This is a genomic window from Bartonella sp. CR84HXZ (assembly GCF_042194535.1).
GTDB classification, from domain to species: domain Bacteria; phylum Pseudomonadota; class Alphaproteobacteria; order Rhizobiales; family Rhizobiaceae; genus Bartonella; species Bartonella grahamii.
Genome location: NZ_JBHIMY010000012.1, coordinates 12,030 through 38,578 on the forward strand (window position 1 = coordinate 12,030; position 26,549 = coordinate 38,578).

Here is a 26,549-nt window from a genome sequence, read left to right on the forward strand (position 1 = left end):
TTTCTTGAAAAAAATATCATGTTGGTCAACAATGTGAAAATGGGTATTCTTATAAAAATAGTGCACCGATGTGTATGGTTGTGCGTGGTGCTTACTTTATTGATCTGGAGTCACTGTGCTTTTTCTGAAGAAGAAGGGCAAGATCAGCAGCAGGGACAATCAAGGAGTTTTATTGTAAAGTCTCAAGAGCAGGGAAAAGAAAATTTAGCATCTCAAACACAACTCATTTTGAATGCTCGATTAATAAATAGTCATCCGGATATTGAAAAAGGGCTTGTCTGGCGGGTTTATGCCCCTATTCTAGGGATTGATAATAAATTACCATTAGTGGCAACCTATAAGGGGGGAAGTGCGCGTTTTGATCTCGAACCAGGAAGTTATCTTGTTCATGTCTCATTTGGTCATATGAGTGCTGTGCGCCATATTCGCCTAGAAAACGGACAGAGTCTTGTAAAAAACTTTAATCTTGAGGCTGGTGGAGTCATTTTAAATGCAACACTGCTCAATGGTGTAATGAATGAAAAGGAATTACGTTTTACCATTTATGAGGATGAAAAAGAAAATGATGATACGGGGGTGATTTTATCAAATGTTAAACCCCAATCAGTTGTGCGTTTAAAAGCTGGCCGCTACCATGTTGCTTCCCATTATGGTTCTATTAATGCGACGGCTCGTTCGGATATTCAAGTGGATGCTGGTAAAATGACAGAAGTTACCCTTGAACATCAGGCTGCTCAGATTGTCTTAAAGCTGGTACGACAAGAAGGAGGGGAAGCGCTTGCAGATACAAGTTGGTCTCTTGCCAATGATTCTGGTGATATCGTTTATGAAACAGTTGGTGCTTATGTTTCACTCGTGTTAGCGGAGGGAGAGTATATTGCAATTGCTAAAAATAAAGATAAAATCTATCAAAAAGTTTTTTCAGTCGTTTCTGGTCATGATGAAGATATAAGTGTGGTGGCGAATGAGCAAAATATGCAACGAATTGATGAAGATGTGGATTGATCGTTGTTTATGGGGGTAAACTATGATGAGAGACGGGGTATGAGTTTTGATTGAAATTTCAACAGTTGGTGTGTTTTTTGCTGGGGCACTCTCTTTTTTGTCGCCCTGTGTTTTGCCATTAGTTCCTCCTTATTTGTGCTATATGGCAGGTGTTGGTATTGATGATTTTCGTTCAGAAAATCGTGATGAGAAAGTCTTTATACGGTGGGCTTTATTGTCTTCTGTTATTGCTTTTGTTCTCGGGTTTACGACTGTTTTTGTTGCTTTAGGTGCCAGTGCTAGCACAATTGGGAAATTCATCGGTTATTATCGTGATTGGTTCGCCCTTGCTGCTGGAATTGTCATTATTATTTTTGGTTTAAATTTTTTGGGGATTTTCAAGATCGCTTTTTTATTTCGTGAAGCGCGTTTTCAGACCAAAAAAACACCTGCTGGTCCTTTAGGCGCGTATATTATTGGGTTAGCTTTCGCTTTTGGTTGGACACCGTGTATTGGCCCCATTTTAGGCCCTATTATAACGCTTGCTGGAACAAAAGAAACTGTGGGAGAGGGAGCTGTTCTATTAGCGGTTTATGCATTAGGTCTTGCTATTCCTTTTATGTTGGCAGCTTTATTTTCGAGCAGTTTTATGCGATTTTTAGGAGCTTTTCGTATTCATTTAGGAAAAGTTGAAAAAATTATTGGTGTTTTTCTTATTCTTACAGGGATTTTGTTTTTAACAGGCTCTATGCAGGATCTTTCATTTTGGCTTTTAGAACATTATCCTTCGTTGAGTTATATTGAAGATATTCGTTGGTACGATATTATGAATTTTTTTGGATTTTCTCGTTAGTCTTATGTGTTTTTATGGTTAGAAGTTGTCTTTCTATTGTTCTTGCTGCAGGTGAAGGGACACGCATGAAATCGTCTCTGCCTAAGGTACTTCATAAAATTGCTGGATTGCCTCTTATATGCCATGTTCTAAAACAAATAGAATTGGCAGGCTCTTCACAATTAGCAGTCGTTGTGGGATTTGGTGCTAAGGAGGTTACGCACGTTGTTCAGTCATTTGTAAAAGATGCGATGATTTTTGAACAAAAAGCGCGTTTAGGAACAGCTCATGCTGTTTTATCTGCTCGTTTAGCTTTGCAAAAGGAAGTGGATGATATTCTCATTGTTTTGGGGGATACGCCTCTCATTCAGCAAGATTCATTGCACCAAATGCGTGCACAGCTTGCTGATGGAGCAGATGTTGTTTTTGCAGGTTTTCATACCCAAAATCCAACAGGTTATGGGCGTCTTCTCGAGAAAAATGGTCAATTGATCGCAATTGTAGAAGAAAAAGACGCTAGCGATGAAGAAAAAAAGATTTCTTTTTGTAACGGTGGAATACTCGCTATGCGTGGAAAACATGCACTTTCTCTTTTAGAGAAGGTTGGTAATAACAATGTGAAAAAAGAATATTATTTAACAGATATTGCTGCTCTTGCAACACGCGAAGGATTAGATGTGCGTGTTGTTGAAGTTCCTTTTGAAGATATTGTAGGAATTAATAACAGTCTTGAGCTTTCTGAGGCTGATTCTTTGTGGCAAAAACGTAAAGCGCGCGATTTAATGTTATCGGGTGTTACACTCTTAAAACCAGAGACACTCTATTTTTCTTATGATACAGAAATTGAACCAGGGGTTGTGATAGAACCAAATGTTTATTTTGGATTAAGCGTGAAAGTACAATCTGGTGCTGTTATTCATGCATTTAGTTATCTCGAGGGTGCTGTGGTTGGTAAGGATGCACAGATTGGTCCCTATGCACGTTTGCGTCCTGGAACAGAGTTGGCGAAGTCCGTAAAGATTGGAAATTTTTGTGAAGTCAAACAAGCTAAGGTAGGAGAATCTTCTAAAATCAATCATTTAAGTTATATTGGTGATGCCGAAATTGGTGCACATACCAATATTGGAGCCGGTACGATTACTTGCAATTATGATGGATTTAACAAATATAAAACCATGATTGGTGATTATGCTTTTGTTGGGTCTAATACGGCACTTGTTTCCCCATTAGTAATAGGGGATGGCTCTTATGTTGCTTCAGGAAGTGTTATTACTGAAAATATTCCTATGAACAGTATGGCTTTTGGGCGTGCACGACAGGTTATAAAAGAGGGCTATGCGACAAAATTTCGAGAGCGCTTGTTAGAAAACAAACAGAAAAAATGATTATTTTCAGTCTATTCCTTTGTTTCGTGTGAATCTAACGATGGATAGGATGTTTATTCTTAAAGATTGCCGTACTCCATGTTTGAATTATTTTATTATTTATAGTTTTAAATAAAGGCTGTTGGATTGTTTTATAAGATTTAAATCTTAAGATGTGGGTTGGAGCTTTTTAATGTGTGGAATTATTGGAATTATTGGAAAGAGGTGTGTTACGTCCTCTTTGGTTGAGGGGTTAAAACGTCTTGAATATAGAGGGTATGATTCATCTGGGGTGGCAACAGTCCATAATGGGCATCTTTATCGTGTACGTGCTGAGGGGAAGCTTGTTTATTTAGAAGAAAAATTAAAAAAAACACCTCTTGAGGGAAGTTTAGGGATTGGTCATACCCGTTGGGCTACGCATGGAATTGCTGTTGAACGCAATGCGCATCCCCATGTGACTGAAAAGCTTGCGATTGTTCATAATGGTATTATTGAAAATTTTGTAGAATTGCAAAAGGAACTCATAGAAGATGGTTATATCTTTGAAACAGAGACGGATACGGAAGTTATTGCACATTTAATAACGCGTGCATTAAAAGAAGGTCTTTCTCCGCAAGAAGCTGTACGTACCAGTTGGAAAAGGCTGCAGGGGGCTTTTGCTATTGTTCTTATTTTCGAAGGTGAAGATAACCTTATGATTGCGGCTCGTTCTGGTCCACCTCTGGCAATTGGTTATGGAAAAGATGAATTTTTTGTGGGGTCAGATGCGATTGCTTTGGCACCATTCGTTGATCATATTAGCTATATGGAAGATGGGGATTGGGCTGTTCTCACACGGGAAGGCGTCAAAATTTATGATGTATATAATCAACCGGTAAAACGTCCTGTGACAACATTACTTGAAGAGGCTTTATTGATTTCTAAGGGTAATCATCGTCATTTTATGCACAAGGAAATGTTTGAACAACCTGAAGTGATTTCTCATAATTTGGCGCATTATCTTGATCTTGGAAATTATGCCGTTCGATCATTTGAGAATTTGATTGATTGGAAAAATATTCATCGTCTCCTTTTTGCGAGTTGTGGAACGGCTTATTATTCAACCTTAGTTGCGCGCTATTGGTTTGAGAAATTTGCCGCTTTAAGTGTTGATAATGATGTTGCTTCGGAGTTTCGTTATCGTGAACCTCCTATAACGTCTGATGTGTTGTCGCTGTTTGTTTCTCAATCTGGTGAGACAGCTGATACATTGGCTTCTTTGCGTTATTGTCGTGAGCGGGGTGTAAAAACAGCAACAATTGTGAATGTAGAGCAATCAACAATGGCAAGGGAGGCTGATTTTATTCTCCCAACACTTGCCGGACCGGAAATTGGTGTTGCGTCAACAAAAGCTTTTACCTGTCAATTGGCAACGCTTGCTTCACTAGCACTTAGTGCTGCTAAACAACGTGGCTATCTCTCGGTTCAAATGGAACAGCAATTGGTTCAACAATTGGCAGAAGTTCCACGTATTTTAAATGAGGTCTTAAAATTAGAGAGCAAAATTGAATGTATTTGTCGTGATTTAGTGAATGCAAAAAGTGTTCTTTATCTGGGACGTGGGACTTCTTATCCGATTGCTTTGGAGGGAGCCCTTAAACTGAAAGAGCTTTCTTATATTCATGCTGAAGGTTATGCGGCGGGTGAGTTGAAGCATGGACCAATTGCTTTGGTGGATGAGACAATACCTGTTATTGTTGTTGCACCTTATGATCGGTGGTTTGAAAAAACTTTTTCTAATATGCAAGAAGTGGTAGCACGTAATGGTCGTATTATTTTAATAACCGATAAAAAAGTAGCAGAAGTAGCTTGTCTTAAGACTTTATCAACGATCACTTTGCCAGAAGTTCCAGAATTTATTTCTCCTATTATTTATGCACTCCCTGTTCAGTTAATCGCTTATCATACGGCTGTTTTATTAGGAACAGATGTCGATCAACCCCGTAATTTAGCAAAATCAGTCACGGTTGAATAAAAGTATATTTCTGAATCTTTGGGAGAATAATCAAGTGTAAGAAATTGATTTATAATGATAGCTTATTTTTTTCACTTTTCTCTGTTGAACGAGAATATCGGAGACGGGATTTTTCTTTCTAAATTCTTTACGATAAAATAAAAAATATTTTCTGACCTGTCAAAAAATGGATCAGCTATGTGAATATAATGATAGAAAAAGGCGCAATATTTCTTCTACTGTTTTAATGCAAGAATAATTTAGATTGAAAGAAAAGATGCTGTTGTTGGTTTGTCACTCTTTCATGAAGCATAAAGATGGTAAGGGATTGTATAGATCATTTATGGTTTATTCTAAGAGAGAAAATCGTATTTGAACAGAGAGGTATTTTAATTTTTTATTAGAGGGGCTTTGTTATCCTGCTCGCAAGAGGCGTGTAGCATCATCGTGTCCGAAAAGATAAAGCAGCAACTGTAAAGCTTGTCCTTGCTGAGAAGAAAGATGAGGATCGCGTTGTAAAAATAAACGAGCATCTTTTCTTGCCATTGACAAAAGATCGCTATGAACTGCAAGGTTTGCTATATGAAATTCAGGGACTCCGGATTGTTTGGTACCTAAAAGCTCTCCTTCGCCTCGCAGGCGCCAATCTTCTTCAGCGATTTCAAAACCATCTTCTGTATTGCGGATAATATTAAGGCGTGTTGCTGCTGTTTTAGTCAGTGGATCTTTATAGAGCAAAATGCAGGAAGATTTTTTATTGCCTCGTCCTACACGTCCACGTAATTGGTGCAATTGTGAAAGGCCAAAATGTTCCGCGTGTTCGATGATAATGATCGAAGCATCTGGAATATCTACTCCCACTTCAATGACGGTGGTTGCAACTAAAATACGTGTATTTCCACATTTAAAAGATGCCATAGCGGCTTCTTTTTCTGCTGTAGACATTTTTCCATGGATCATACCAACGTGTGCACCAAAGCGTTCATGGAGAAATGCAAAGCGGTTTTCAATTGAAGTGAGATCAAGAGCTGTCGATTCCTCCACTAAAGGACAAATCCAATAGAGCTTTTCTCCTTTTTCTAATGCAATTGCGATTCGCTCTATAAGCTCATGAAGACGTTTCAAAGAAAGCATTGCTGTTGTAATGGGTTGTCGTCCCATTGGTTTTTCTGTAATTTTAGATACATCCATATCACCAAAAGCTGTTAAGACAAGTGTGCGCGGAATGGGCGTGGCGGTCATAACCAGCATATCAGGTTTATTGCCTTTTTCTGTAAGAGCGATACGTTGATGGACACCAAAACGGTGTTGTTCATCGATAATGGTTAAGGCAAGATTGTTATAAGTAATGCTGTTTTGTATGAGAGCATGGGTTCCGATGATAATAGAAACTTGACCTGATTGAATATCATTCAAGATATTTGTCCGCAATTTCCCTTTTTCTCGTCCTGTTAAAAGAGTTGTTTGTAATCCGACTTTTTCGGCAAGAGGAGCAATGGTGGAAAAATGTTGCCTGGCAAGCACTTCGGTTGGTGCCATTAAAGCTGATTGTCCTGAATTTTCAGCAATTTGTGCCATTGCCATCAATGCAACAACAGTTTTTCCTGCGCCTACATCACCTTGAAGCAGTCTTAGCATCGGTTCTGGCGAAGCAAGATCCTTCGCGATATCTTCTACTGCTTTTTTTTGTCCGGTTGTGAGTTGAAAGGGGAGGACATTAAGCAATTTTTTAGTATAAATTCCTGTTGATGGTCGAGAAGTGCCAACAAGAGATTTGGTTTTCAAACGCACGAGTCCTAGCGCCAATTGACAAGCGAGCAATTCATCATAGGCAAGACGTTTGCGTGCTGTACTTTCTAAGGATAGATCGTTGGTATTAATGGGCGCATGGATACGGCGTAAAGCAACAGAAAAAGAAGAAAAATTTTGCTGTTTTTTCACATTTTCATCTATCCATTCTGGGAGGAGAGGAATAAAATCAAGAGCGTTTTGTATGGCGCGTCTTAGTGTCTTTGCAGTTAGTCCTGCAGTAGAGGGATAGACAGGTTCGATGAGAGGAATCTGATTTGATTGTTCGCTTGGAGCAATATAGTCGGGATGCGCCATTGAAAATTGTCCATTAAACCATTCAACTTTTCCTGATACAGTGACTTTTTTTCCTTCAGGGAGTTGTTTTTTTAGCCAAAGAGGCTGAGCGTGAAAAAAGACTAAATTTATTTTTCCTGTTTGATCATGGGCAATAACACGATAGGGGATTTTGTTGTGACCACGGGGCGGTGGTTGATGTTGATCGATGATAATTTCGAGTGTAACAGTGTCTCCTTCTGTTACACAAGCAATGTTGGGACGCATTCTGCGGTCTATGACGGAATGAGGCATTAATTGAAGAAGATCAATAAGAGTTGCTTCGCGTTGTGTAGGATTAACATTTAAGAGTTTGGTCAGTAAACCATAGACTTTAGGTGTAATACCAGAAAGAGTTCGAATAGAATTAAAAAGAGGGGTAAGAAGACTTGGAGGCATGAGCAAATTTAACCTGCTCTTTTTGTTTTTTCTAGACCTTTAGAAGAGCTTTTTGGGGATAAAGTTATAAAGAGGAGGTTGCTTTACTTACACATTGAATTTTAGGAAGAAAATTAATGTTTAAAGATAAATACAATAAAAGGGAGCTAAAATTAAAGTGCTTAGATGAGCTATATTATTTTTCTTTTTATTTTAGCTGTTTATTTGCTGTGAATAGAAGCATTTTCTTGATATAATTCTCTTATAAATATTAATAAAATTGGAATATTGCTCCTATGTAGGATGATGAATTTATAGCTTTAAAGTTATGATAAACAGAAGTTTTTTTCTTTTATAAGGGGTGCTGTTTGGCATTTATTTTGTAGTGGGAAATTGTGAGAGTGGTAAAAAATAAAAATAAAATGCAAGAGAACAAAAATTCTCTTCCTCGCTTTATTCATTTGAGAGTGCATTCAGCTTATTCCTTGCTCGAAGGGGCTTTAAAAATCCCCCAAATTATTCAACAGACGATTTCAGATCATGCACCAGCGGTTGCTATTACCGATACCAATAATTTATTTGGTGCTTTGGAATTTTCACAGTATTGTCTTTCTCATGGGGTCCAACCTATTATTGGTTGTCAGCTTACTGTTGATTTTTGTGATGAAAATGATCATTCACGTTTGGCTAAATGGCGTAATCCTTCTGATTTTTGCTCTATTGTTCTGTTGGCTGCTAGTGAAACCGGTTATGCTCATTTGGTTCGTCTTGTGAGCCGTGCTTATCTTGATAAACGTGATACTGATCCTCCTCATATTAAAGCTAATTGGTTGTCGGCACACAGTGAAGGAATAATTGTTTTAACGGGAGGCAAGGGAGGACCTATTAATCTTTCTTTGGCAGAAGAGAAAAAAGAACATGCTGTTGAACGCTTAATTTATTTGAAAAAATCTTTTGCTGATCGTCTTTATGTGGAATTACAACGGCATGGCTCTTATGATCGGAGAGTAGAAGCTGATCTTATTGAATTGGCTTATGCGCATGAAATTCCTCTTGTTGCAACAAATGAAGCCTTTTTTCTGAAGAGAGAAGGGTATGAAGCGCATGATGCGCTGATGGCTGTTTCAGAAGGACAAATAGTCTCTAATCCAGATCGCAAACGTGTGACGCCAGATCATTATTTGAAGTCACAAGATGAAATGGTTACACTCTTTTCTGATCTTCCAGAAGCTTTAGAAAATAGTGTTGAAATTGCATTGCGTTGTCATATTGCCACGCCTCTTCGAAAACCGATATTGCCTCGTTTTATAGAACAATCTGCTAATTCAGAAAATACTTTGGAAGTAGAAGATAGTGAGTTGTTAAATCAGGCTAAAGCTGGTTTGAAGATGCGGCTTGAAACAATTGGATTGGCTGAAGGGTATACGATTGCAGATTATGAGCAGCGGCTTGATTATGAAATTTCAGTTATTACGCGTATGCAATTTTCTGGATATTTTCTTATCGTTTCAGATTTCATAAAATGGGCAAAGGTTCATGATATTCCCGTTGGACCAGGACGGGGTTCTGGTGCTGGTTCACTTGTTGCTTATGCATTGACGATTACTGATGTTGATCCATTGCGGTTTTCTCTTCTCTTTGAACGTTTTCTCAACCCAGATCGTGTTTCGATGCCAGATTTTGATATCGACTTTTGTCAAGAGCGGCGCGAAGAAGTTATTCAATATGTTCAAAAAAAATATGGACGTAATCAAGTTGCTCAAATTATTACCTTTGGTAAGTTACAGGCACGTGCAGTTTTGCGTGATGTGGGGCGTGTTTTAGAAGTTCCTTATCGTCAGGTGGATTATCTTACAAAATTAATTCCTGCCACACCAGGAAGTCAGGTAGAATTGGCTGATGCTATTAAGGATGAACCTAAATTTGAAGAGGAAAAGAAAAAAGATCCCGTTGTTGGACGCGCATTAGATATCGCACTCCAGTTGGAGGGACTTTATCGTCATGCTTCGACTCATGCTGCTGGGATTGTTATCGGAGATCGTCCGCTTTGGGAGCTTGTCCCGATGTATCGTGATCCTCGTTCTGATATGCCTGTTACACAATTTAACATGAAATATGTTGAACAGGCAGGGCTGGTAAAATTTGATTTTCTTGGATTAAAAACGCTTACTGTTTTGAAAATGGCAGTCGATTTTGTTGCCAGAAAGGGGATTAAAATAGATTTATCAAATATCCCTCTGAATGATGAAGTAACCTATGCTATGATGGCACGTGGTGAAACGGTTGGCGTGTTTCAGGTGGAAAGTTCTGGTATGCGCAAGGCGTTGATTGGAATGAAGCCAGACCGTATTGAAGATATTATTGCGCTGGTCGCACTTTATCGTCCAGGTCCAATGGAGAATATTCCAACCTATAATGCACGCAAACATGGGGAAGAGGAAATTGCTTCTATTCATCCTAAAATCGATCATCTGATCAAAGAAACACAAGGTGTTATTGTCTATCAAGAACAGGTGATGCAGATTGCTCAGGTGCTTGCTGGCTATTCGCTTGGAGAAGCCGATTTATTACGTCGTGCTATGGGGAAAAAAATTCATGCTGAAATGCAAAAACAGCGTACGCGTTTTGTCAATGGAGCTGTTGCTGGTGGTGTTGATAAAGATCAAGCTGATATTATCTTTGATCTTTTAGCAAAATTTGCCGATTATGGTTTTAATAAATCGCACGCTGCTGCTTATGCAATTGTTTCTTACCAAACAGCTTATATGAAAGCAAATTATCCCGTTGAGTTTTTAGCAGCTTCAATGACGTATGATATGACGAATACAGATAAACTTAATGATTTTCGGCGTGAAGCATTAAGGCTGGGTATTGAAGTTATTGCACCTTCTATACAAACATCTCATCGTGTTTTTGAGGTTGGTGATAACTGTATTTATTATTCTCTTGCTGCCATTAAAGGAGTGGGAGAAACTGTTGTGGATCATATTGTTGCTTGTCGTGGGGATAAGATTTTTAAGGATTTGGAAGATTTTTGTGCGCGTGTTGATCCTCGTATTGTTAACAAGCGTGCGATGGAAAGTTTAGTTTGTGCTGGTGCTTTTGATTGTTTTAACATTGCACGTGAGGTTTTATTAGCCAATCTTGGAACCCTTCATGCGCGTGCACTTCGTATTCTCGATGACAATTCTAGCGGGCAGGTTGATATATTTGGAATGGCAGGCGGATTAAAAGAACCATTGATTTTATCGCAAACAACTCCTTGGTTGCCGGCTGAGAAACTTTATCGAGAATTTCAAGCTATAGGTTTTTACTTTTCTGCGCATCCATTGGAGGAGTATCAAGCTATTCTGAACAAAAAACGCATTCAGACTTGGGTTAATTTTGCCAACGCCGTTAAAGGAGGAGCAACGGCTGCACGGCTTGCTGGAACTGTTGTGGCAAAAAACGTGCGCAAAACAAAATCTGGTAAAAAAATGGGAATTATTCATTTTTCTGATACAAGTGGACAATATGAAGCAGTTCTCTTTTCTGAGGCACTCTCAGATTATGAAGAGATGCTAGAACCCGGAAAATCTTTTATTATTACGGTGAGCGCAGAAAATCGTTCTGAAGGGGTTAGTTTGCGAATTGAAACAATTCAGTCGTTGGAAAAGGAATCATTAAAACAGCATAAAATGATGCGTCTTTTTATAAAAACAGTTGATATGCTTCCACAAATTGAACAAAATTTAAATCTTGGGGGGAATGGAGAGGTTGGGCTTATTTTAATTCAAGAGGATGGATTGCGAGAAGTCGAAATTGCGCTTCCTAAGCGATATAAGGTAAATTCACATGTCGCAAATGCTATGAAATTAATTCAGGGGGTTGTTGATGTAGAATTGAGTTAACAGAAAGATTAAAGATCGGAGCTGATTTTGAGTGGTGTTTTTGCTTTTAAGAGAGCTAAAAATTGAGCATTTAAAATCGGATTGTAGGTTTCGGAAAATATTGCTTTTATTTGAGTGAATTATGATGTTTTTTTAGTGTCATAGTGTCAAAAAATTTCTTTCTTTCGTAATATTCAAAGTACTGGAAGAATTTTATAAGTTTTTATCATTATTTTTTATGGAATTCATCGCATCATACATGTAAAGCCAATTGAGATCTGACATAATGCTCTCTGGTGTACGAATTTTCATCATGAGATTGCGTGCAATTGCTATAGGACCGGTTGCGTGATAGGCTAATCTATTGAAATCTCCGCGTTTTTTTACTGCTACAATACGGGGGGTGCGTGTTGTTTCGTAAAGCGAAAGTGCTTTCGTTAATGAAAAATCTTTCAATGAAAGTGCTTCTGCTAATGTGGCAGCATCTTCGATTGCCATAGCGGCACCTTGCGCTGCAAAAGGTAAGGCTGCATGTGCACAATCGCCAACAAATACTTGTCTCTCTAAGCCGATAAAACGATTTTGTTTCATTTGAAAGAGTGGCCAATAGCTCCATTCATCGATATGATCAAAGATTTGTAAGATTTTTGAATTCCAACCTTTAAAAAGAGATTTGAGTTTTTCTTTATCTCCTTTATGAGCCCATCCTTCTTTTGAATTTTCTCCATGCGTAATGGCGACAAAATTAAAAATTTTTTCTGACGATTGAATGGGATAGACAACAAGATGATTTTGGGGTCCCATCCAAGCTGTAATTGTCTTCATATTTTGCAATGAAGAACGAAATTTTTGAGGAAGATTATCAAATGTTGTTGTTGCACGCCAAGCAATAAAGCCACTAAAATTTGCTCTTTCATGAAAGGGAGATTGTTGCCGTAATGTTGACCAAACTCCATCACATCCGATCAGGAGGGGCGTTGAATGAAGCTGTTCTGTTGTTGTATTTGTTTTTATTGTCTTTATTTTAATGTTGGTTGCAGATTGGGTAGAAGATACAATCGTTTCGCCTGCTTTGTATTTGATCAAAGGATTTTCAATCACTGCATCATATAAAATTTTTTGTAAAGCCGCACGGTGGATCGTCATATAAGGGGCTTTCCAATATTTTTCTGTTAGATTGATAAGATGAGCCCGTAGATGTATTTTTAAAGATAATCCATCTTTTAACTCAAGAAAATGTGGGATTGTCGCGACTTCAGTGAGTTTGTTAAGAAGTTCCCAGCGAGCAAGAATAGATGTTGCATTTGGTGTCAGTTGAATACCAGCGCCTATTGTTTCAAGTTGCTTACACTTTTCGATAATGGTGCTTGCAATTCCTTTATGAGCGAGTGCTAAAGCGGTGCTTAAACCAGCAATTCCTCCTCCAACAATGAAGGGTGATCGGTTCACAAATGATTCCATATTAAACAAGCAGAATTAAAAGAGTGGTTATTAAGAAAGCCCAAAAACGCGATTATAATAGCTTTTCTGGATGATATAAACATCCTGTTGGGTTTGTTTGATCGTATGATAGCGAGGGAACATAACGATAAAGGGTTGAGCAATAAGGGCAAATTTTCTCATCTGCTTCTCCCATGTCGATAAAGATATGGGGATGATCGAATGGTTGTGTAGCGCCTACACACATAAATTCTTTCACACCAATTTCGATTGTTTTATATCCAAGGTCATTTTGGAAATGGGGAATATTGTGATCAGCCATGGCGTACAAACTCCAGAATAAATTGTCTCATCAGCTATAATTGGGCTCTTTTATTTTATAGGCGTGAGTTTGTAATAAAGCTTATAATAATGCAAGCTGCTTTTTAAGACAAATTTCTCCTCCTTTTATGCTATATTAGAATAATTGTCGTGTTTTTAGCGCTTTGCGCATAGAAATAGTTCCAAGTATTTTTAAATATTAAATGAAAACACGATGAGAAAAGTTAGGCATTGATATATTATTATGATGATAACACATTATAAAATGTTATATGGGATATTTCGTCAAGGATTTTAGAAAATATAAAAGAAAATTATTTAGGATATATGGAACAGAGGGTGGTAGATAAAATTTCTATATCGAATATAACAATGAAAAATCCGGTACGGTTTATTAATCGAGAGTTTTCATGGCTACAATTTAATAATCGTGTTTTGATGGAAGCGGCTAATTCTAAACATCCTTTATTAGAACGTCTACAATTTCTTTCTATTTCAGCGGCAAATCTTGATGAGTTTTTTATGGTTCGTGTTGCAGGACTAGCAGCTCAAATTCGTGCTCGCATTACAGCGTGCAGTGCAGATGGACACACTCCACAGGAACAACTTGATATTGTATTAGCTGAGATTTCAAAGTTGCAGGCTCACCAACTACGAGAATTGAATGTTTTACGTGATGAATTAAAAAAGAATAATATTGAAATTATTTGTTCTGATGATCTTTCAGAAATTGAAAAATCATGGCTTGAAAAGTATTTTCTTGAGACAATTTTTCCTGTTTTAAAACCTTTGCCTGTTGATTCTACCCATTCTTTTCCATTTATTCCTAATTTAGGGCTTTCTATTGCGCTTCAATTGTCTGGAGAAACTGATCATAACTCACACACAGTGCTGTTGTCTATTTCAATGCTTTTGAGGCGTTTTATTCTTCTTCCTCAAGAGGGCAATCATTTTCGTTTTATTGCAGCTGAAGATGTTATTTGCTTTTTTATTAAACATGTATTTCCTAATTATGAGGTTAAAGGAATTGGTACATTTAGAGTAATCCGAGATAGTGATATTGAAGTCGAAGAAGAAGCTGAGGATCTTGTTCATTTTTTTGAAACTGCTCTCAAAAGGCGGCGCCGTGGGCAGGTTATTCGAGTTGAATTTGACGCAAAAATGCCAGAGAGTTTACGCCAGTTTATAGCGTATAGTCTTGCTGTTCCTGATAATTGTATTAATGTTCTTGATGGATTTTTAGCGCTTAATATGGTATCAGAAATTGTTTCTATCCCCCGTAATGATCTCAAATTTATTCCTTATATTCCCCGTATTCCAGAATGTATTCGTGAACATAAAGGGGATTGTTTTGCGGCTATTCGTGAAAATGACATTGTGATTCATCACCCTTATGAGACATTTGATGTTGTTGTCCAATTTTTACGTCAAGCTGCTTGCGATCCTGATGTTGTGGAAATCAAACAAACACTTTATCGTACATCAAACGATAGTCCAATTGTTGGAGCTTTGATTGAAGCAGCTGAACAGGGAAAGTCTGTGACTGCTTTGGTAGAACTTAAAGCACGTTTTGATGAGGAAGCAAATATTCGTTGGGCACGGGATCTTGAATGTGCTGGGGTTCAAGTTATTTTTGGTTTTATTGCATTAAAAACTCATGCCAAGATGTCATTGGTTGTGAGACGTGAGGGAAAACGTCTTTGCTCTTATGTTCATCTTGGAACAGGGAATTATCATCCCATTAACGCTAAAACTTATACGGATCTTTCTTTTTTTTCCAAGGATGATGATATCGCTCATGATGTTGCGTTATTGTTCAATTATATTGCGCAATATGAGCGTCCGAATGAAACAATGAAGATTGCTTTTTCACCCTTAACATTGCGTGGTCGTATCTTAGAGCATATTGAGGGAGAAATTGCTCATGCACAACAGGGAAGGTTTGCTGCTATTTGGATGAAAGTTAATGCATTGGTTGATCCTGAAATTATTGATGCTTTATATCGTGCCAGTCAAGCAGGGGTGCAAATTGATTTGGTTGTGCGGGGGATATGTTGTTTACGTCCTCGTATTCTAGGAATTTCAGATAATATTCGTGTAAAATCAATTGTCGGGCGTTTTCTTGAACATAGTCGCATTTTTTGTTTTGGGAATGGTCAAGATTTGCCTAATGAAAATGCACTTGTTTACTTAGGTTCTGCTGATATGATGCCTCGTAATCTAGACTATCGTATTGAAATATTGGTTCCAGTTTTTAATAAAATAGTGCGTCAAAAAATTCTTTTACAAATTATGTTGGCTAATATCATTGATAATCAACAAAGCTTTGATATACTTAAGGATGGAACATCAAAACGTATCACACCGCAGATAGGTGAAAGTCTGTTTAATGCGCAGGAGTATTTTATGGCTAATACAAGTTTTGCGGGGAGAAAAGAGTCCTTTGAATCTTCTGTTTCGCGCTTGATTGCGTTGCGTCGGCAACAAGCCGAAATACATAAAGATTAAAATCCAATGACATATATAGATGCTCAAGGTCGGTTAAAAGGGCGTAAGCCTGTTGCTGTTATTGACATTGGCTCAAATTCTGTTCGGTTGGTTATTTATGAGGGGCTTGTTCGCTCACCAACGGTTTTGTTTAATGAAAAGATTCTTTGTGGTCTCGGTCATGGTGTGGCAAAAACAGGATTTTTAGAAGAAAAATCGATGAAAATGGCGTTGCAAACACTGAAACGGTTTCGTACGCTTTGTCGACAGATTGGGGCAGATGAGGTCTATACTTTAGCAACAGCAGCAGCACGAGATGCAAAGAATGGCGTAGCATTTATTCAGCATGCTGAAGATATTTTGCAAAGTAAAATATATCTTCTTTCAGGAAGTGAAGAAGCTATGTATTCAGCATATGGAGTTGTGTCTACTTTTTATCAACCAAAAGGTATTTCTGGGGATCTTGGTGGTGGAAGTCTTGAGCTGATTGATATTGATCATTCTGATGTTGGTGAAGGGATAACTCTCCCATTGGGTGGTTTAAGGCTACAGTATATGTCAAATAATGATAGTGCTGTAGCTACAAAAATTGTACATGAGCAACTTTATAAATCGTCTGTTGTTCGTACTCGTAAAGGTATAGCACGTTATTTTTATGCAGTAGGGGGGACATGGCGTAATTTGGCAAAACTCCATATGGCAATGAAACACTATCGGCTCCCTGTTATGCATGGCTATGAAGTTGATGCCGTTGAAATGGAGAACTTTTTACGTCTTGTAGCACGTGGCAATATTGATAATATGAGAGGGATTGCAGCGGTTTCTCAGAATCGTCGGAAACTTTTATCTTATGGGGCAATAGTTCTTATTGAACTCATTCAGTGTATGGAGTTTGAAAAGATAATTTTTTCTGGTGCTGGCGTTCGTGAAGGTTTTCTTTATTCACGATTGCCGCAGGCGCTTCGACTTTCAGATCCTCTCATTGCAGCATGCACAGAAATGGCTATTTTACGGGCACGTTCACCAAAACAAGCAGAAGAACTCATTGATTTTACGACGAATGCTTTTGAAGTTTTTGGAATTTCAGAAACTGAAAATGAATGCCGTTATCGTCAAGCCGCTTGTCTTCTTGCGGATATTGGTTGGCGTATACATCCAGATTATCGAGGCAATGAAGCAGCAAATCAAATAGCTTTAGGATCTTATCCAGGAATTTCTCATGAAGGGCGCCTTTATGCGGCGCTTGCTGTTTTTTTTCGCAATACAAGTTTACTGGTTGATAAAGAATCTCTCCCCATTTTTCAATTAGCAACTCAAAATATAATTGAAAAAGCACGTATTCTTGGCGAAACTATGCGGATTGCTCATCTTTTTAGTGCTTCTGTTGCAGGTATTTTACCTCATCTATTGTGGCGTAAAAAAGCAGATCATATTATTTTGCAGATCCCAAAGAATTACGCTGGGTTATTAGGAGAACGTCCTCTTGGACGATTAAAGAAGTTATCAAAAATAATAAAAAAACCTTTTGCTTTTGAAATTTTTTGATTTTTTTCTAATTTATTCGGGCTTTATGTCTTATAATAGTGCCATTGACAAGGGATAAATTAGGCAACCTATCATCATGAGCTGGACAACGGGGGGCTTTTTGTTCCATAACGCCCGTGTCATCCCCCACGTAAGGCATTTGTAATGCCCTGAGCATTCATAAAAGAAAATATAATTTTTTTATCCAGTTACTTGCATCACAGAATGGATTTTGCACGTCATAAGCTTCGTGTGAAAATGAAAAGCCTTGTCCATCCTTACGTGACAAGGTTTTCTTTTTATGCCGTGTCATTTTGACGTTGCTATTTAGCTTGCTCGATGACATTCAAAAGATTCGATTGTAATCAACGCGATAAAAAACTAATTTTAAAAGGTTTTGGTAAAGATCCATTGGTAATATGACGCCGGAATGTTGAAACACTCATATGAAACAGTTTTGCACTTTCACGGACCGCTAAAAGAATATCATTTTCTGTCATTATAAAATTCTTTCACTATAAAAAATAGAAACAAATCATAAGCATTTATTAACCATATTTTCGAATCCTTTGAAAGCTATTTAATTTATAAAAAACAATATTTTATTATATAATTTCTGATGTGATTATTTATGCTTCTTATTGAGACGATATGAGAGAAAAGAGAGAGAAAGTCATCCACAAATAATGGGGTTATGTATCCCATATCTTAGCTTTGATCTGTAACATAAGCCGTCCATTTATCCATATAGACACGGCGCTGTTCTAGATAGTCTGTTCGACGATAGGCACGCTCTACTTGTCTTCCGACTGTATGACCTAGGATGGTTTCTGCGATTTCATACTTTAATAGGGTCACGACCTTTTTTAAAGAGACATCTCTCAAGGCACCCAAGCCCATTTCACGGCGGCGTCCATGAATTGTATAACGATAAAGCCATTGAGCACCACTATCTTTACGTTTGTGAAGAAGCAAGCCGGCACCATCATTATATTTGCTAGCTCCCAATGTTGCGACAGTCCTTGGCACTTGAGACGATTCATAAGAGCCATTTTAGTCCTTTCTTGTACAGTTTTTACCCATACGCCAGCCCCGCTTATGGTGTGCAAGAGAATGGTTTTGATTGTTAGATTGTAATCTCGGTAGTTTTTTTAATACGATAGGGTGACGTGAGGCATTATATCTTTGTTTGTTCCTATTGCTAGGCTGCTATTTTTGTAACGAATGCGCTTTTATTATAAGAACTTTTTCTTTTTAAAACTTTTAAATGAGGATCTGTTTGTTTTTTAGATTTTTTAATAAGATTGCTATTTGATTGACCGGATAAAGATTTAGCTGTCATTTTTAATAAGAGTTTACTATTTAAGTTTTTAATTTTGTCAGAAGTAGGCTTTAGTTATCCTATTTGCGTTGGTCCATAGGGCATACCAATTTATGTAGATAATAAGTAGCGTAATGGATTTTTAAAAATGAAAATGTAAATTAAAGCTGTTTTGTGCTTATTTTTCCATCGTTAAAGTAAAACCCTATCTGCCCCTTTAGCAGTTGTTCGGCTTTTTTACCAAAAATTTCATAGCGCCAGCCATTCATAGCGGGAATATTTTTCTTTATTCCTCCATTGGCAATTTTTTCTAAATCATTAGATGTTGCAATAATTTTAGGGGCAATGCTGTTTTCGCTTGCAACAATTTTTAATAACACTTTGAGCAGATCGATAACAGCGACCGTCGTATCATTGAGTGGATTATGTTTAGGAATGGGGGGTAAAGTAGAAAGATCCACCTCTAAACCTTCGTGGACAGCTTTGATTAATGATTGAGCAATTGAGAGTTTATCCCAATTCTTATTAAGACTGCGCAATCGTTTTAATGCAGATTCATCTTTTGGTTGTTGGGTTGCTATTTCTATAAGACATTCATCTTTTATGATATGACGACGTGGCATATTGTATCTTCGTGCTTCACGTTCACGCCAAGCTGCTATCTTTTGTAATACAGCAAGTTCACGAGGCTTTTTAATTTGTCCTTTCACTTTTTTCCATGCTTCATCTTCTGGCATATCATAGGTTTTAGGATTTAAAAGGATTGTTAGTTCATCATCCATCCAGTGAGCACGTTGATTTTTTTCTAACCTTTTTTTCAATAACAGGTAAACATCTCTTAGATAGGTTACATCGGCAAGTGCATAGAGCAGTTGTTTTTCAGACAAAGGTCGGCAACTCCAGTCTGTAAAGCGGGAGGATTTATCAAGATGATGCCCCGTGCAACGTTGTACAATTTGATCATAGGAGATAGAATCACCAAACCCACAAATTGATCCTGCTATTTGCGTATCAAAGAGAGGGGAAGGAATAACACCTCCAAGATGATAAATTGTTTCAATATCTTGGCGCGCAGCATGAAAAACTTTTACAACTTTTTTATCGATCATAAGGTCAAAAAAAGGTTGTAAATCAATATCTGGTGCTATGGGATCAATCAAAACTGTGACATCTGGTGATGCGAGCTGGATTAAACACAGTTGAGGCCAAAAAGTTGTCTCGCGGATAAATTCAGTATCGACTGTTACAAAATCAGAGGTACGTAGAGCGTTAAGTGCAATTTCAAGATCTGTTGTTTGTGTAATAAGATTCATCATTTTATTATAATTCGATAAATTAAATTTGTCCTTTATTGACTTTATTTTTGAGTTTTTATTCTCATATCTTGACAAATGGTTATTAAAAAGCGTTTGTAGCGCATATGAATATTATAATCAAAGGCAAAAAACATGCACCGTTATCGCAGTCATCATTGTGCGGCTCTTCGTAGATGTGATGTAGGAGCACAAGTCCGTCTTTCGGGATGGGTTCATCGTGTTCGTGATCATGGAGGAATTCTTTTTGTGGATTTACGTGATCATTTTGGAATTACACAAATTGTTGCTGACCCTGCTTCGCCGGCTTTTAAAGTTATTGAAAAAGTGCGTTCTGAATGGGTTATTCGTGTGGATGGGAAGGTATGTGCACGTTCTGATGAGGTTATTAATGCAACGCTTCCAACAGGTGAGATTGAAATTTTTGTACAAGAGGTAGAAATTCTTTCAAAATCTGATGAACTTCCTTTACCGGTTTTTGGTGAGCCTGATTATCCAGAAGATATTCGATTAAAATATCGTTTTCTTGATTTGCGTCGGGAGACTATGCACAAAAATATCATGCGTCGGACTGAAATTATTGCGGCTATGAGACGGGCTATGCAAAATAATGGTTTTACGGAATTTACGACGCCACTTTTGACAGCTTCATCGCCGGAAGGAGCACGTGATTTTTTGGTTCCAAGTCGTGTTCATCAGGGAAAATTTTATGCGCTACCGCAAGCACCACAGCAATATAAACAGTTGTTAATGATGTCAGGTTTTGATCGTTATTTTCAGATTGCTCCATGTTTTAGAGATGAAGATCCAAGGGCCGACCGTCTTCCTGGTGAATTTTATCAATTAGATGTTGAAATGAGTTTTGTTGAGCAAGAAGATGTTTTAGCAACTATGGAACCTATTATGCGTTCTATTTTTGAAGAATTTGCAGATGGAAAAACTGTGACACAGAGCTTTCCTCGCATTTCCTATGATGAAGCAATGCAAAAATATGGTTCTGATAAGCCTGATCTACGTAATCCGATCATTATGGAAGATGTTTCTCAACATTTTTATAATTCTGGTTTCAAAGTCTTTTCTCAAATTTTAGCGAATGATGAGAATGCACAAGTGTGGGCTATTCCGGCTAAAACGGGTGGAAGTCGTGCTTTTTGTGATCGTATGAATGTATGGGCACAAGGAGAGGGGCAACCAGGGCTCGGTTATATTTTTTGGCGTGAAGAAAAAGGAAATTTTGAAGGAGCAGGGCCTATCGCCAAAAATATTGGTCAACAGCGAGCTGAAGAGCTCCGTATACAGCTTGGACTTGAAAGTGGTGATGCTTGTTTTTTTGTGGCTGGAGATCCAAAAAAATTCGCATCTTTTGCTGGAGCAGCCCGTACACGGGTAGGGGAAGAGTTAGATCTTCTCGATAGAGAGAGTTTCTCTTTGGCTTGGATTGTTGATTTTCCATTTTTTGAATGGAATGAAGATGAGAAAAAGATTGATTTTGCACATAATCCTTTTTCCATGCCTCAAGGGGGAGAAAATGCTCTTGAGACCCAAGATCCTCTTACTCTTAAAGCTTTTCAATATGATCTTGTTTGCAATGGTTATGAAATTGCATCAGGTGGAATTCGTAATCACTTACCAGAAATGATGCTTAAAGTTTTTGAACTTGTAGGACTTTCTAAGGAAGTTGTGAAAGATCGTTTCGGTGGTCTTTATCGTGCATTCCATTATGGGGCTCCGCCACACGGTGGTATGGCTGCGGGAATTGACCGCATCATTATGCTGTTGCAAGGTGTTAAAAATTTGCGTGAAGTTGCTTTATTTCCTATGAATCAACAGGCACTTGATCTTTTGATGAGTGCTCCGTCTGATGTTTCTCCCACACAATTACGTGATTTAGGAATCCGTATGGCTCCTACTCACAAAAATAGCTCATAAAGTTGATTATGGATTGTTTTCATCTTTTTCTTATGTAGAGTGAAGATTTGATGCCTCTCAAGAGCATCATGTGTGTGTGCTGTTTGTGAAATTTAGATAGACAAAAACGCCATTGTGTTGATTCTTTACGAGGCATTTTTATTCCTTGTTTTTATAATGCCTCTCCCTCTTGTGATAGGTGAGGAAATGATTGTGATTGTTTTATCATGAATAAATTAGAAATAAGAGAATTCTATAAGTTTTGGGAGTCTCATTTTAGTTGAAAAAAATGAATTATCTTTATAAGTCAATATATTATTTATTTTTTGTTGAAGTTTTTATAATGTTGTAGCAGAGAATTGTGTCTCTTCGTTTTTATGAGAATAATACGGTTTTCTATTCTATGAACTTATTCTGAAAAGTTTAAATTTTATAAGCTTTGAATATTTTTTTAGTTTTTCATAGAAAAACTGAATGGGGTTGTTATACAATTTATCTTTATAATAAAAGATGATGTTTGAAAGGTGCTTTTGTCATTCCAAAAAGAGATGAAATAACTCTTTGTGAGCAGTTAAATTATTGTCGGATTTGACAAAGCTTTCAATAAATCACTTAGGACAAGGGGGAAGGACATGTATAAATTTTTCAAATTGATATAATTTTCTGTTCATGTTCTAATCGCGGCGTTTGTTTTTATGTAATTGACTTTTAATAAAAAAGTCGACTCATAGAAGATTTCATTAAATAAATCCTATAAAATAATTTCTTATTATTGTGGGAATTGTTATTTTAATACTATGTCTGATAAAATGAATTTACCTTTTGATAAAGAACATATTGAACCAATAGAATTACGTTCTGCTTTACAGGAACGTTATTTGGCTTATGCACTTTCTACGATTACACACCGTGCATTGCCTGATGTACGTGATGGATTGAAGCCTGTCCACCGGCGGATTGTTCATGCGATGCGTCTTCTCAAACTAAATCCTGGACAGTCTTATGCGAAATGTGCGCGGATTGTCGGTGATGTCATGGGAAAATTTCATCCTCATGGGGATGCGTCTATTTATGATGCTTTGGTGCGCTTGGCTCAAAGTTTTGCTGTTCGTTATCCGTTGGTTGATGGGCAAGGCAATTTTGGTAATATTGATGGTGATAATGCTGCTGCCATGCGTTATACGGAAGCACGTATGACTGAAGTGGCTGCATTGTTACTTGAAGGAATTAATGAGAATGCTATCGATTTTCGTTTAACCTATAATGAAGAAGATGAAGAGCCTGTTGTTTTACCAGGAGCTTTCCCTAATCTTTTAGCAAATGGTTCTTCTGGTATTGCTGTTGGTATGGCAACATCTATTCCACCTCATAATGTTGCTGAGCTTTGTGATGCAGCGCTCTATTTGATTGCGCATCCCGATGTAAATGATGAGGAATTAAATCAATTCGTTCTTGGTCCTGATTTCCCGACAGGGGGAATTTTAGTTGAGCCTAAAAAAAGTATTGAGGAATCTTATCGTGTTGGGCGTGGATTCTTTCGTTTGCGTTCACGTTGGCATCAGGAATCGGGTAGCCGTGGTTCTTATGTGATTGTTGTGACTGAAATTCCTTATCAGATTCAAAAGTCACGTCTTATTGAAAAAACAGCAGAGTTATTGCTTGCACGGCGATTGCCAATGCTTGAGGATATCCAAGATGAATCAGCAGAAGATATCAGAATCGTGCTGGTTCCTAAAAATCGTATGGTTGATCCGGAGCTTCTTATGGAGTCTCTTTTTAAATTGACTGATTTTGAAGTAAGATTTCCCCTTAATCTGAATGTTTTGTCTTTGGGAAAAATACCCAATGTTCTCTCTTTGCGTGAGAGCTTACAGCAATGGCTCGAACATCGTCGAGAAGTCCTTATTCGTCGCTCTCATTATCGGCTTGATCAAATTGATTGTCGATTAGAAATTCTTCATGGATATCTTATTGCCTATTTAAATCTTGATGAGGTTATTCAGATTATTCGTGAAGAGGATGAACCTAAAAAGCAGCTGATTAGTCGTTTTGAATTAACAGAAAATCAAGCTGAAGCTATTCTTAATATGCGCTTGCGTTCTTTGCGTAAGCTTGAGGAATTTGAAATTCGTAAAGAATTTGAAAGTTTGAAAGCTGAAAAAGAAAAGCTACAGAATTTGTTGGCTTCTCCTATAAAACAATGGAAAATAATTTCAGAAGAAATCAAAAAAGTTCGAAATACTTTTGGTCCTGAAACACTCTTAGGAAAAAGACGTACGACATTTGAAGAGGTACCTAGACATGATCTTGATGATATTCAACAGGCAATGATCGAAAAAGAGCCGATTACTATTGTTATTTCTGAAAAGGGGTGGATGCGTGCTTTGAAGGGACATTTGAACGATTATAAAGCACTTTCTTTTAAAGAAGGAGACAGTTTAAAGTTAGCATTTCCAGCATTTACGACCGACAAGATTGTGCTGATAAGTACGGGGGGAAAGTTTTTTGCTATTGGTGCAAATAGTTTACCTGGAGGGCGGGGACATGGTGAACCTATTCGTCTTTTAGTTGATATGGATGATGAGCACGATGTTCTTACAGCTTTTGTGCATCACGCTGAGGAAAAATTGCTCTTGGTTTCATCTCACGGTAATGGTTTTATTGTTTCTTCTGCAGAAGTGATCGCCAATACACGAAAAGGAAAGCAAGTGATGAATGTGAAAGCTCCTGATAAGGTAAAGCTTTGTGTTCAAGTAAATGGTGATCATGTTGCGGTGGTTGGTGAGAACCGTAAAATGCTTATTTTTTCTATTGAACAAATACCAGAAATGAATCGCGGTAAAGGTGTTCGTTTACAGCGTTATAAAGAAGGTGGTGTTGTTGATGCCAAGACTTTTAATTTATCAGAAGGCTTAAGTTGGCAAGATACAGCTGAACGAATCTTTAACCGTCAGGCGGACGATCTCTTTGAATGGATGGGAACGCGTGCAGGCGTCGGGCGTTTGGTTCCAAAAGGATTTCCAAAATCAGGAAAATTTATTAATTAAATGTATTTTATAAATGGGGAAAATTCCCTATGGTTTCATGATTGTGTAAGATATTAATTTATAAGGATAATTTATTATTTTTATATTGAAAGAAAAACCTAAAGCGTGAGTTTTTTTCTATTTCGATCTTGTTCAGGTTAAATCAATCAAAACTGTTTTTTAACATTACAGCATTTATGGGGGCTGTCGTGAAATGATTTGATATTTTGAGAGCTGTATCTTTAAACAAACAGAGCTGTACCTTTAAACAAACAATGTGATTGTTTAACACAAGAGTGTTCTATTTGGAGATGTTTTATTTGTCTGATCGGTTTATCTCCTTATTGTTCAAGAGAGATGTTATTAATCTTTCGTAGTAATATTTATTCGTTAGGATTGCTATGATATTGCCTAAAAAGATGCCCACGTTCAGCCCATAAGACGAGAAGTATGGCAGCGAGACTCAAAAAGAAAAATCCTGCTGAGTTTGGGATGGTTGTTTCATCAAATTGTTGGGCAATAAAAAAGCTGAGTCCTGCACCGATAGATGTTTGAAGAAAGCCGGATACAGAAGAAGCTGTTCCAGCAATTTCCCCCACAGATTCGAGAGCGAGTGTATTGAAATTGGCCATAATGCCACCGCAGGCAAACATCAATATACAGAATAACAGCATGTAAAAAGCAAAAGGAAGAATACCATCTGTTAAGATAGAGCCAATAAACCATACACATGAAGTGATACAAAAGAGCAAAAGCATAGTATGAGCAATACGCCGCATTCCAAGGCGTCCAACGAGTTGAGAGTTCATGAATGATGAGAAAGCCTGAAATGCAGCACCAACTGCAAAGGCAATAGGGAACCAAAGTCCTAGATTATAGATCCCTTCATACGTTTGTTGTGATGTATTAACGGCAGTAAAGATACAGCCTAAAATAATCGAAGTTGCTAGTGTATAGCAAAGTGTTGTGCGATTGGTTATTACAATCCATAAATTATGTTTGACTGAAGAAAAGGAAAGAGAGCGTTGCGCATAAAGAGTTTCCGGCAAGCGGAATTGAATCCAAATCATCAACCCGAAACCAATCATTGCCATGAAAATAAAAATATATTGCCAATGTCCGAGCAGTAAAATGATCTGTCCTGTTGCGGGACCAACCATTGGTGCAACAAGAAAAACCATCATAACAATAGACATAACTTCTGCCATTTTTCGACCACTGTAAAGATCACGTACGACGGAAACTGTAAGAACCCGCATAGCAGCTCCTCCAATACCTTGTAAAATACGCAAAATAAGTAAGAGAGAAAAATCAGTTACAAAGGCACAGCCAATCGCCGTAAATGAATAAAAAGCAAGACCAATAAGAATAAGTTTACGTCGTCCATACCTATCGCTTATTGGACCGAAAAATATTTGAGCAATACCATAGCTAATAAGATAACTCGAAATGATATAATGTTGATCATTTTCATTGGGAACATTTAAGCCATCTAAAATATTAGGCATAGCTGGCAGCATAATATCAACAGCTATAGCGTTAATAGCCATGAGCGAAGCAATAAGAATAACAAATTCTTTATAGCCAATTTTTTTTCTAATCGCATCACTATGCGTTTGTTCATCGACTGAATATGACATATGGCATCCTTGAAATAGAAAT

15 protein-coding genes and 2 pseudogenes are annotated in these 26,549 nt (G+C 37.6%); 9 read left to right on the forward strand and 8 right to left on the reverse strand.

Annotation, left to right across the window (positions count from 1 at the left end; genetic code table 11):
* Positions 1-18 precede the first annotated feature (18 nt).
* The 4 genes from ACFIKD_RS06365 to glmS all read left to right on the forward strand — a co-directional run bounded on the left by ACFIKD_RS06365 (position 19) and on the right by glmS (position 5,197).
* On the forward strand, positions 19-1,005 hold the full coding sequence (locus ACFIKD_RS06365; protein WP_375647550.1) for a carboxypeptidase regulatory-like domain-containing protein: 987 nt from the start codon (positions 19-21) through the stop codon (positions 1,003-1,005).
* Between the two features lie 46 nt (positions 1,006-1,051).
* A complete protein-coding gene (locus ACFIKD_RS06370; protein WP_375647530.1) occupies positions 1,052-1,837 on the forward strand; it encodes a cytochrome c biogenesis CcdA family protein in 786 nt (261 codons plus the stop codon).
* A 14-nt stretch (positions 1,838-1,851) separates the two neighbouring features.
* Complete coding sequence (gene glmU, locus ACFIKD_RS06375) at positions 1,852-3,201, forward strand: bifunctional UDP-N-acetylglucosamine diphosphorylase/glucosamine-1-phosphate N-acetyltransferase GlmU (protein WP_375635886.1); 1,350 nt, start codon at positions 1,852-1,854, stop codon at positions 3,199-3,201.
* 172 nt (positions 3,202-3,373) lie between these two features.
* Entirely contained in the window at positions 3,374-5,197 is a 1,824-nt protein-coding gene (gene glmS, locus ACFIKD_RS06380) for a glutamine--fructose-6-phosphate transaminase (isomerizing) (RefSeq protein WP_375647531.1), read from the forward strand.
* A gap of 393 nt (positions 5,198-5,590) precedes the next feature.
* Here glmS and recG read toward each other — a convergent pair whose 3' ends face one another.
* Positions 5,591-7,699, reverse strand: coding sequence for an ATP-dependent DNA helicase RecG (recG, locus tag ACFIKD_RS06385; protein WP_375647532.1), 2,109 nt, complete (start codon positions 7,697-7,699; stop codon positions 5,591-5,593).
* Positions 7,700-8,100: 401 nt separating this feature from the next.
* On the opposite strand from recG, the gene dnaE reads away from it, so the two are divergent.
* Positions 8,101-11,568, forward strand: a complete 3,468-nt coding sequence (gene dnaE, locus ACFIKD_RS06390; RefSeq protein ID WP_375647552.1) for a DNA polymerase III subunit alpha — start codon at positions 8,101-8,103, stop codon at positions 11,566-11,568.
* Between the two features lie 192 nt (positions 11,569-11,760).
* Here dnaE and ACFIKD_RS06395 read toward each other — a convergent pair whose 3' ends face one another.
* Both ACFIKD_RS06395 and ACFIKD_RS06400 read right to left on the reverse strand, forming a co-directional pair.
* Complete coding sequence (locus ACFIKD_RS06395) at positions 11,761-13,008, reverse strand: FAD-binding protein (protein ID WP_375639027.1); 1,248 nt, start codon at positions 13,006-13,008, stop codon at positions 11,761-11,763.
* Positions 13,009-13,060: 52 nt separating this feature from the next.
* Positions 13,061-13,309, reverse strand: coding sequence for a zinc-finger domain-containing protein (locus ACFIKD_RS06400; protein WP_273788196.1), 249 nt, complete (start codon positions 13,307-13,309; stop codon positions 13,061-13,063).
* A 326-nt stretch (positions 13,310-13,635) separates the two neighbouring features.
* Between ACFIKD_RS06400 and ACFIKD_RS06405 the strand changes: the two genes are divergently transcribed.
* Together ACFIKD_RS06405 and ppx are read left to right on the forward strand one after the other, a co-directional pair.
* On the forward strand, positions 13,636-15,816 hold the full coding sequence (locus ACFIKD_RS06405; protein WP_375647534.1) for an RNA degradosome polyphosphate kinase: 2,181 nt from the start codon (positions 13,636-13,638) through the stop codon (positions 15,814-15,816).
* 6 nt (positions 15,817-15,822) lie between these two features.
* Positions 15,823-17,340, forward strand: a complete 1,518-nt coding sequence (gene ppx, locus ACFIKD_RS06410; RefSeq protein WP_375647535.1) for an exopolyphosphatase — start codon at positions 15,823-15,825, stop codon at positions 17,338-17,340.
* 7 nt (positions 17,341-17,347) lie between these two features.
* Here ppx and ACFIKD_RS06415 read toward each other — a convergent pair whose 3' ends face one another.
* The 4 genes and pseudogenes from ACFIKD_RS06415 to rnd form a co-directional block, all read right to left on the reverse strand.
* Positions 17,348-17,479: a hypothetical protein gene (locus ACFIKD_RS06415; RefSeq protein ID WP_375647536.1), complete on the reverse strand. Its 132-nt coding sequence runs from the start codon at positions 17,477-17,479 to the stop codon at positions 17,348-17,350.
* A 163-nt stretch (positions 17,480-17,642) separates the two neighbouring features.
* Positions 17,643-17,819: pseudogene (locus ACFIKD_RS06420) on the reverse strand (helix-turn-helix transcriptional regulator).
* 361 nt (positions 17,820-18,180) lie between these two features.
* Positions 18,181-18,371, reverse strand: a pseudogene (locus tag ACFIKD_RS06425) (Arm DNA-binding domain-containing protein); the annotation flags it as partial.
* 430 nt (positions 18,372-18,801) lie between these two features.
* Positions 18,802-19,956, reverse strand: a complete 1,155-nt coding sequence (gene rnd, locus ACFIKD_RS06430) for a ribonuclease D (protein ID WP_375644736.1) — start codon at positions 19,954-19,956, stop codon at positions 18,802-18,804.
* A gap of 132 nt (positions 19,957-20,088) precedes the next feature.
* Here rnd and aspS point away from each other — a divergent pair, with 132 nt between their 5' ends.
* Together aspS and parC are read left to right on the forward strand one after the other, a co-directional pair.
* Positions 20,089-21,882 carry an aspartate--tRNA ligase gene (gene aspS, locus ACFIKD_RS06435; RefSeq protein ID WP_375647538.1) on the forward strand — a complete coding sequence of 598 codons (1,794 nt, stop codon included), beginning with the start codon at positions 20,089-20,091 and terminating at the stop codon, positions 21,880-21,882.
* Positions 21,883-22,658: 776 nt separating this feature from the next.
* A complete protein-coding gene (gene parC / locus ACFIKD_RS06440) occupies positions 22,659-24,908 on the forward strand; it encodes a DNA topoisomerase IV subunit A (RefSeq protein WP_375647539.1) in 2,250 nt (749 codons plus the stop codon).
* A gap of 362 nt (positions 24,909-25,270) precedes the next feature.
* Here parC and ACFIKD_RS06445 read toward each other — a convergent pair whose 3' ends face one another.
* Positions 25,271-26,527, reverse strand: a complete 1,257-nt coding sequence (locus ACFIKD_RS06445; RefSeq protein ID WP_375647540.1) for a multidrug effflux MFS transporter — start codon at positions 26,525-26,527, stop codon at positions 25,271-25,273.
* Positions 26,528-26,549: the final 22 nt, after the last annotated feature.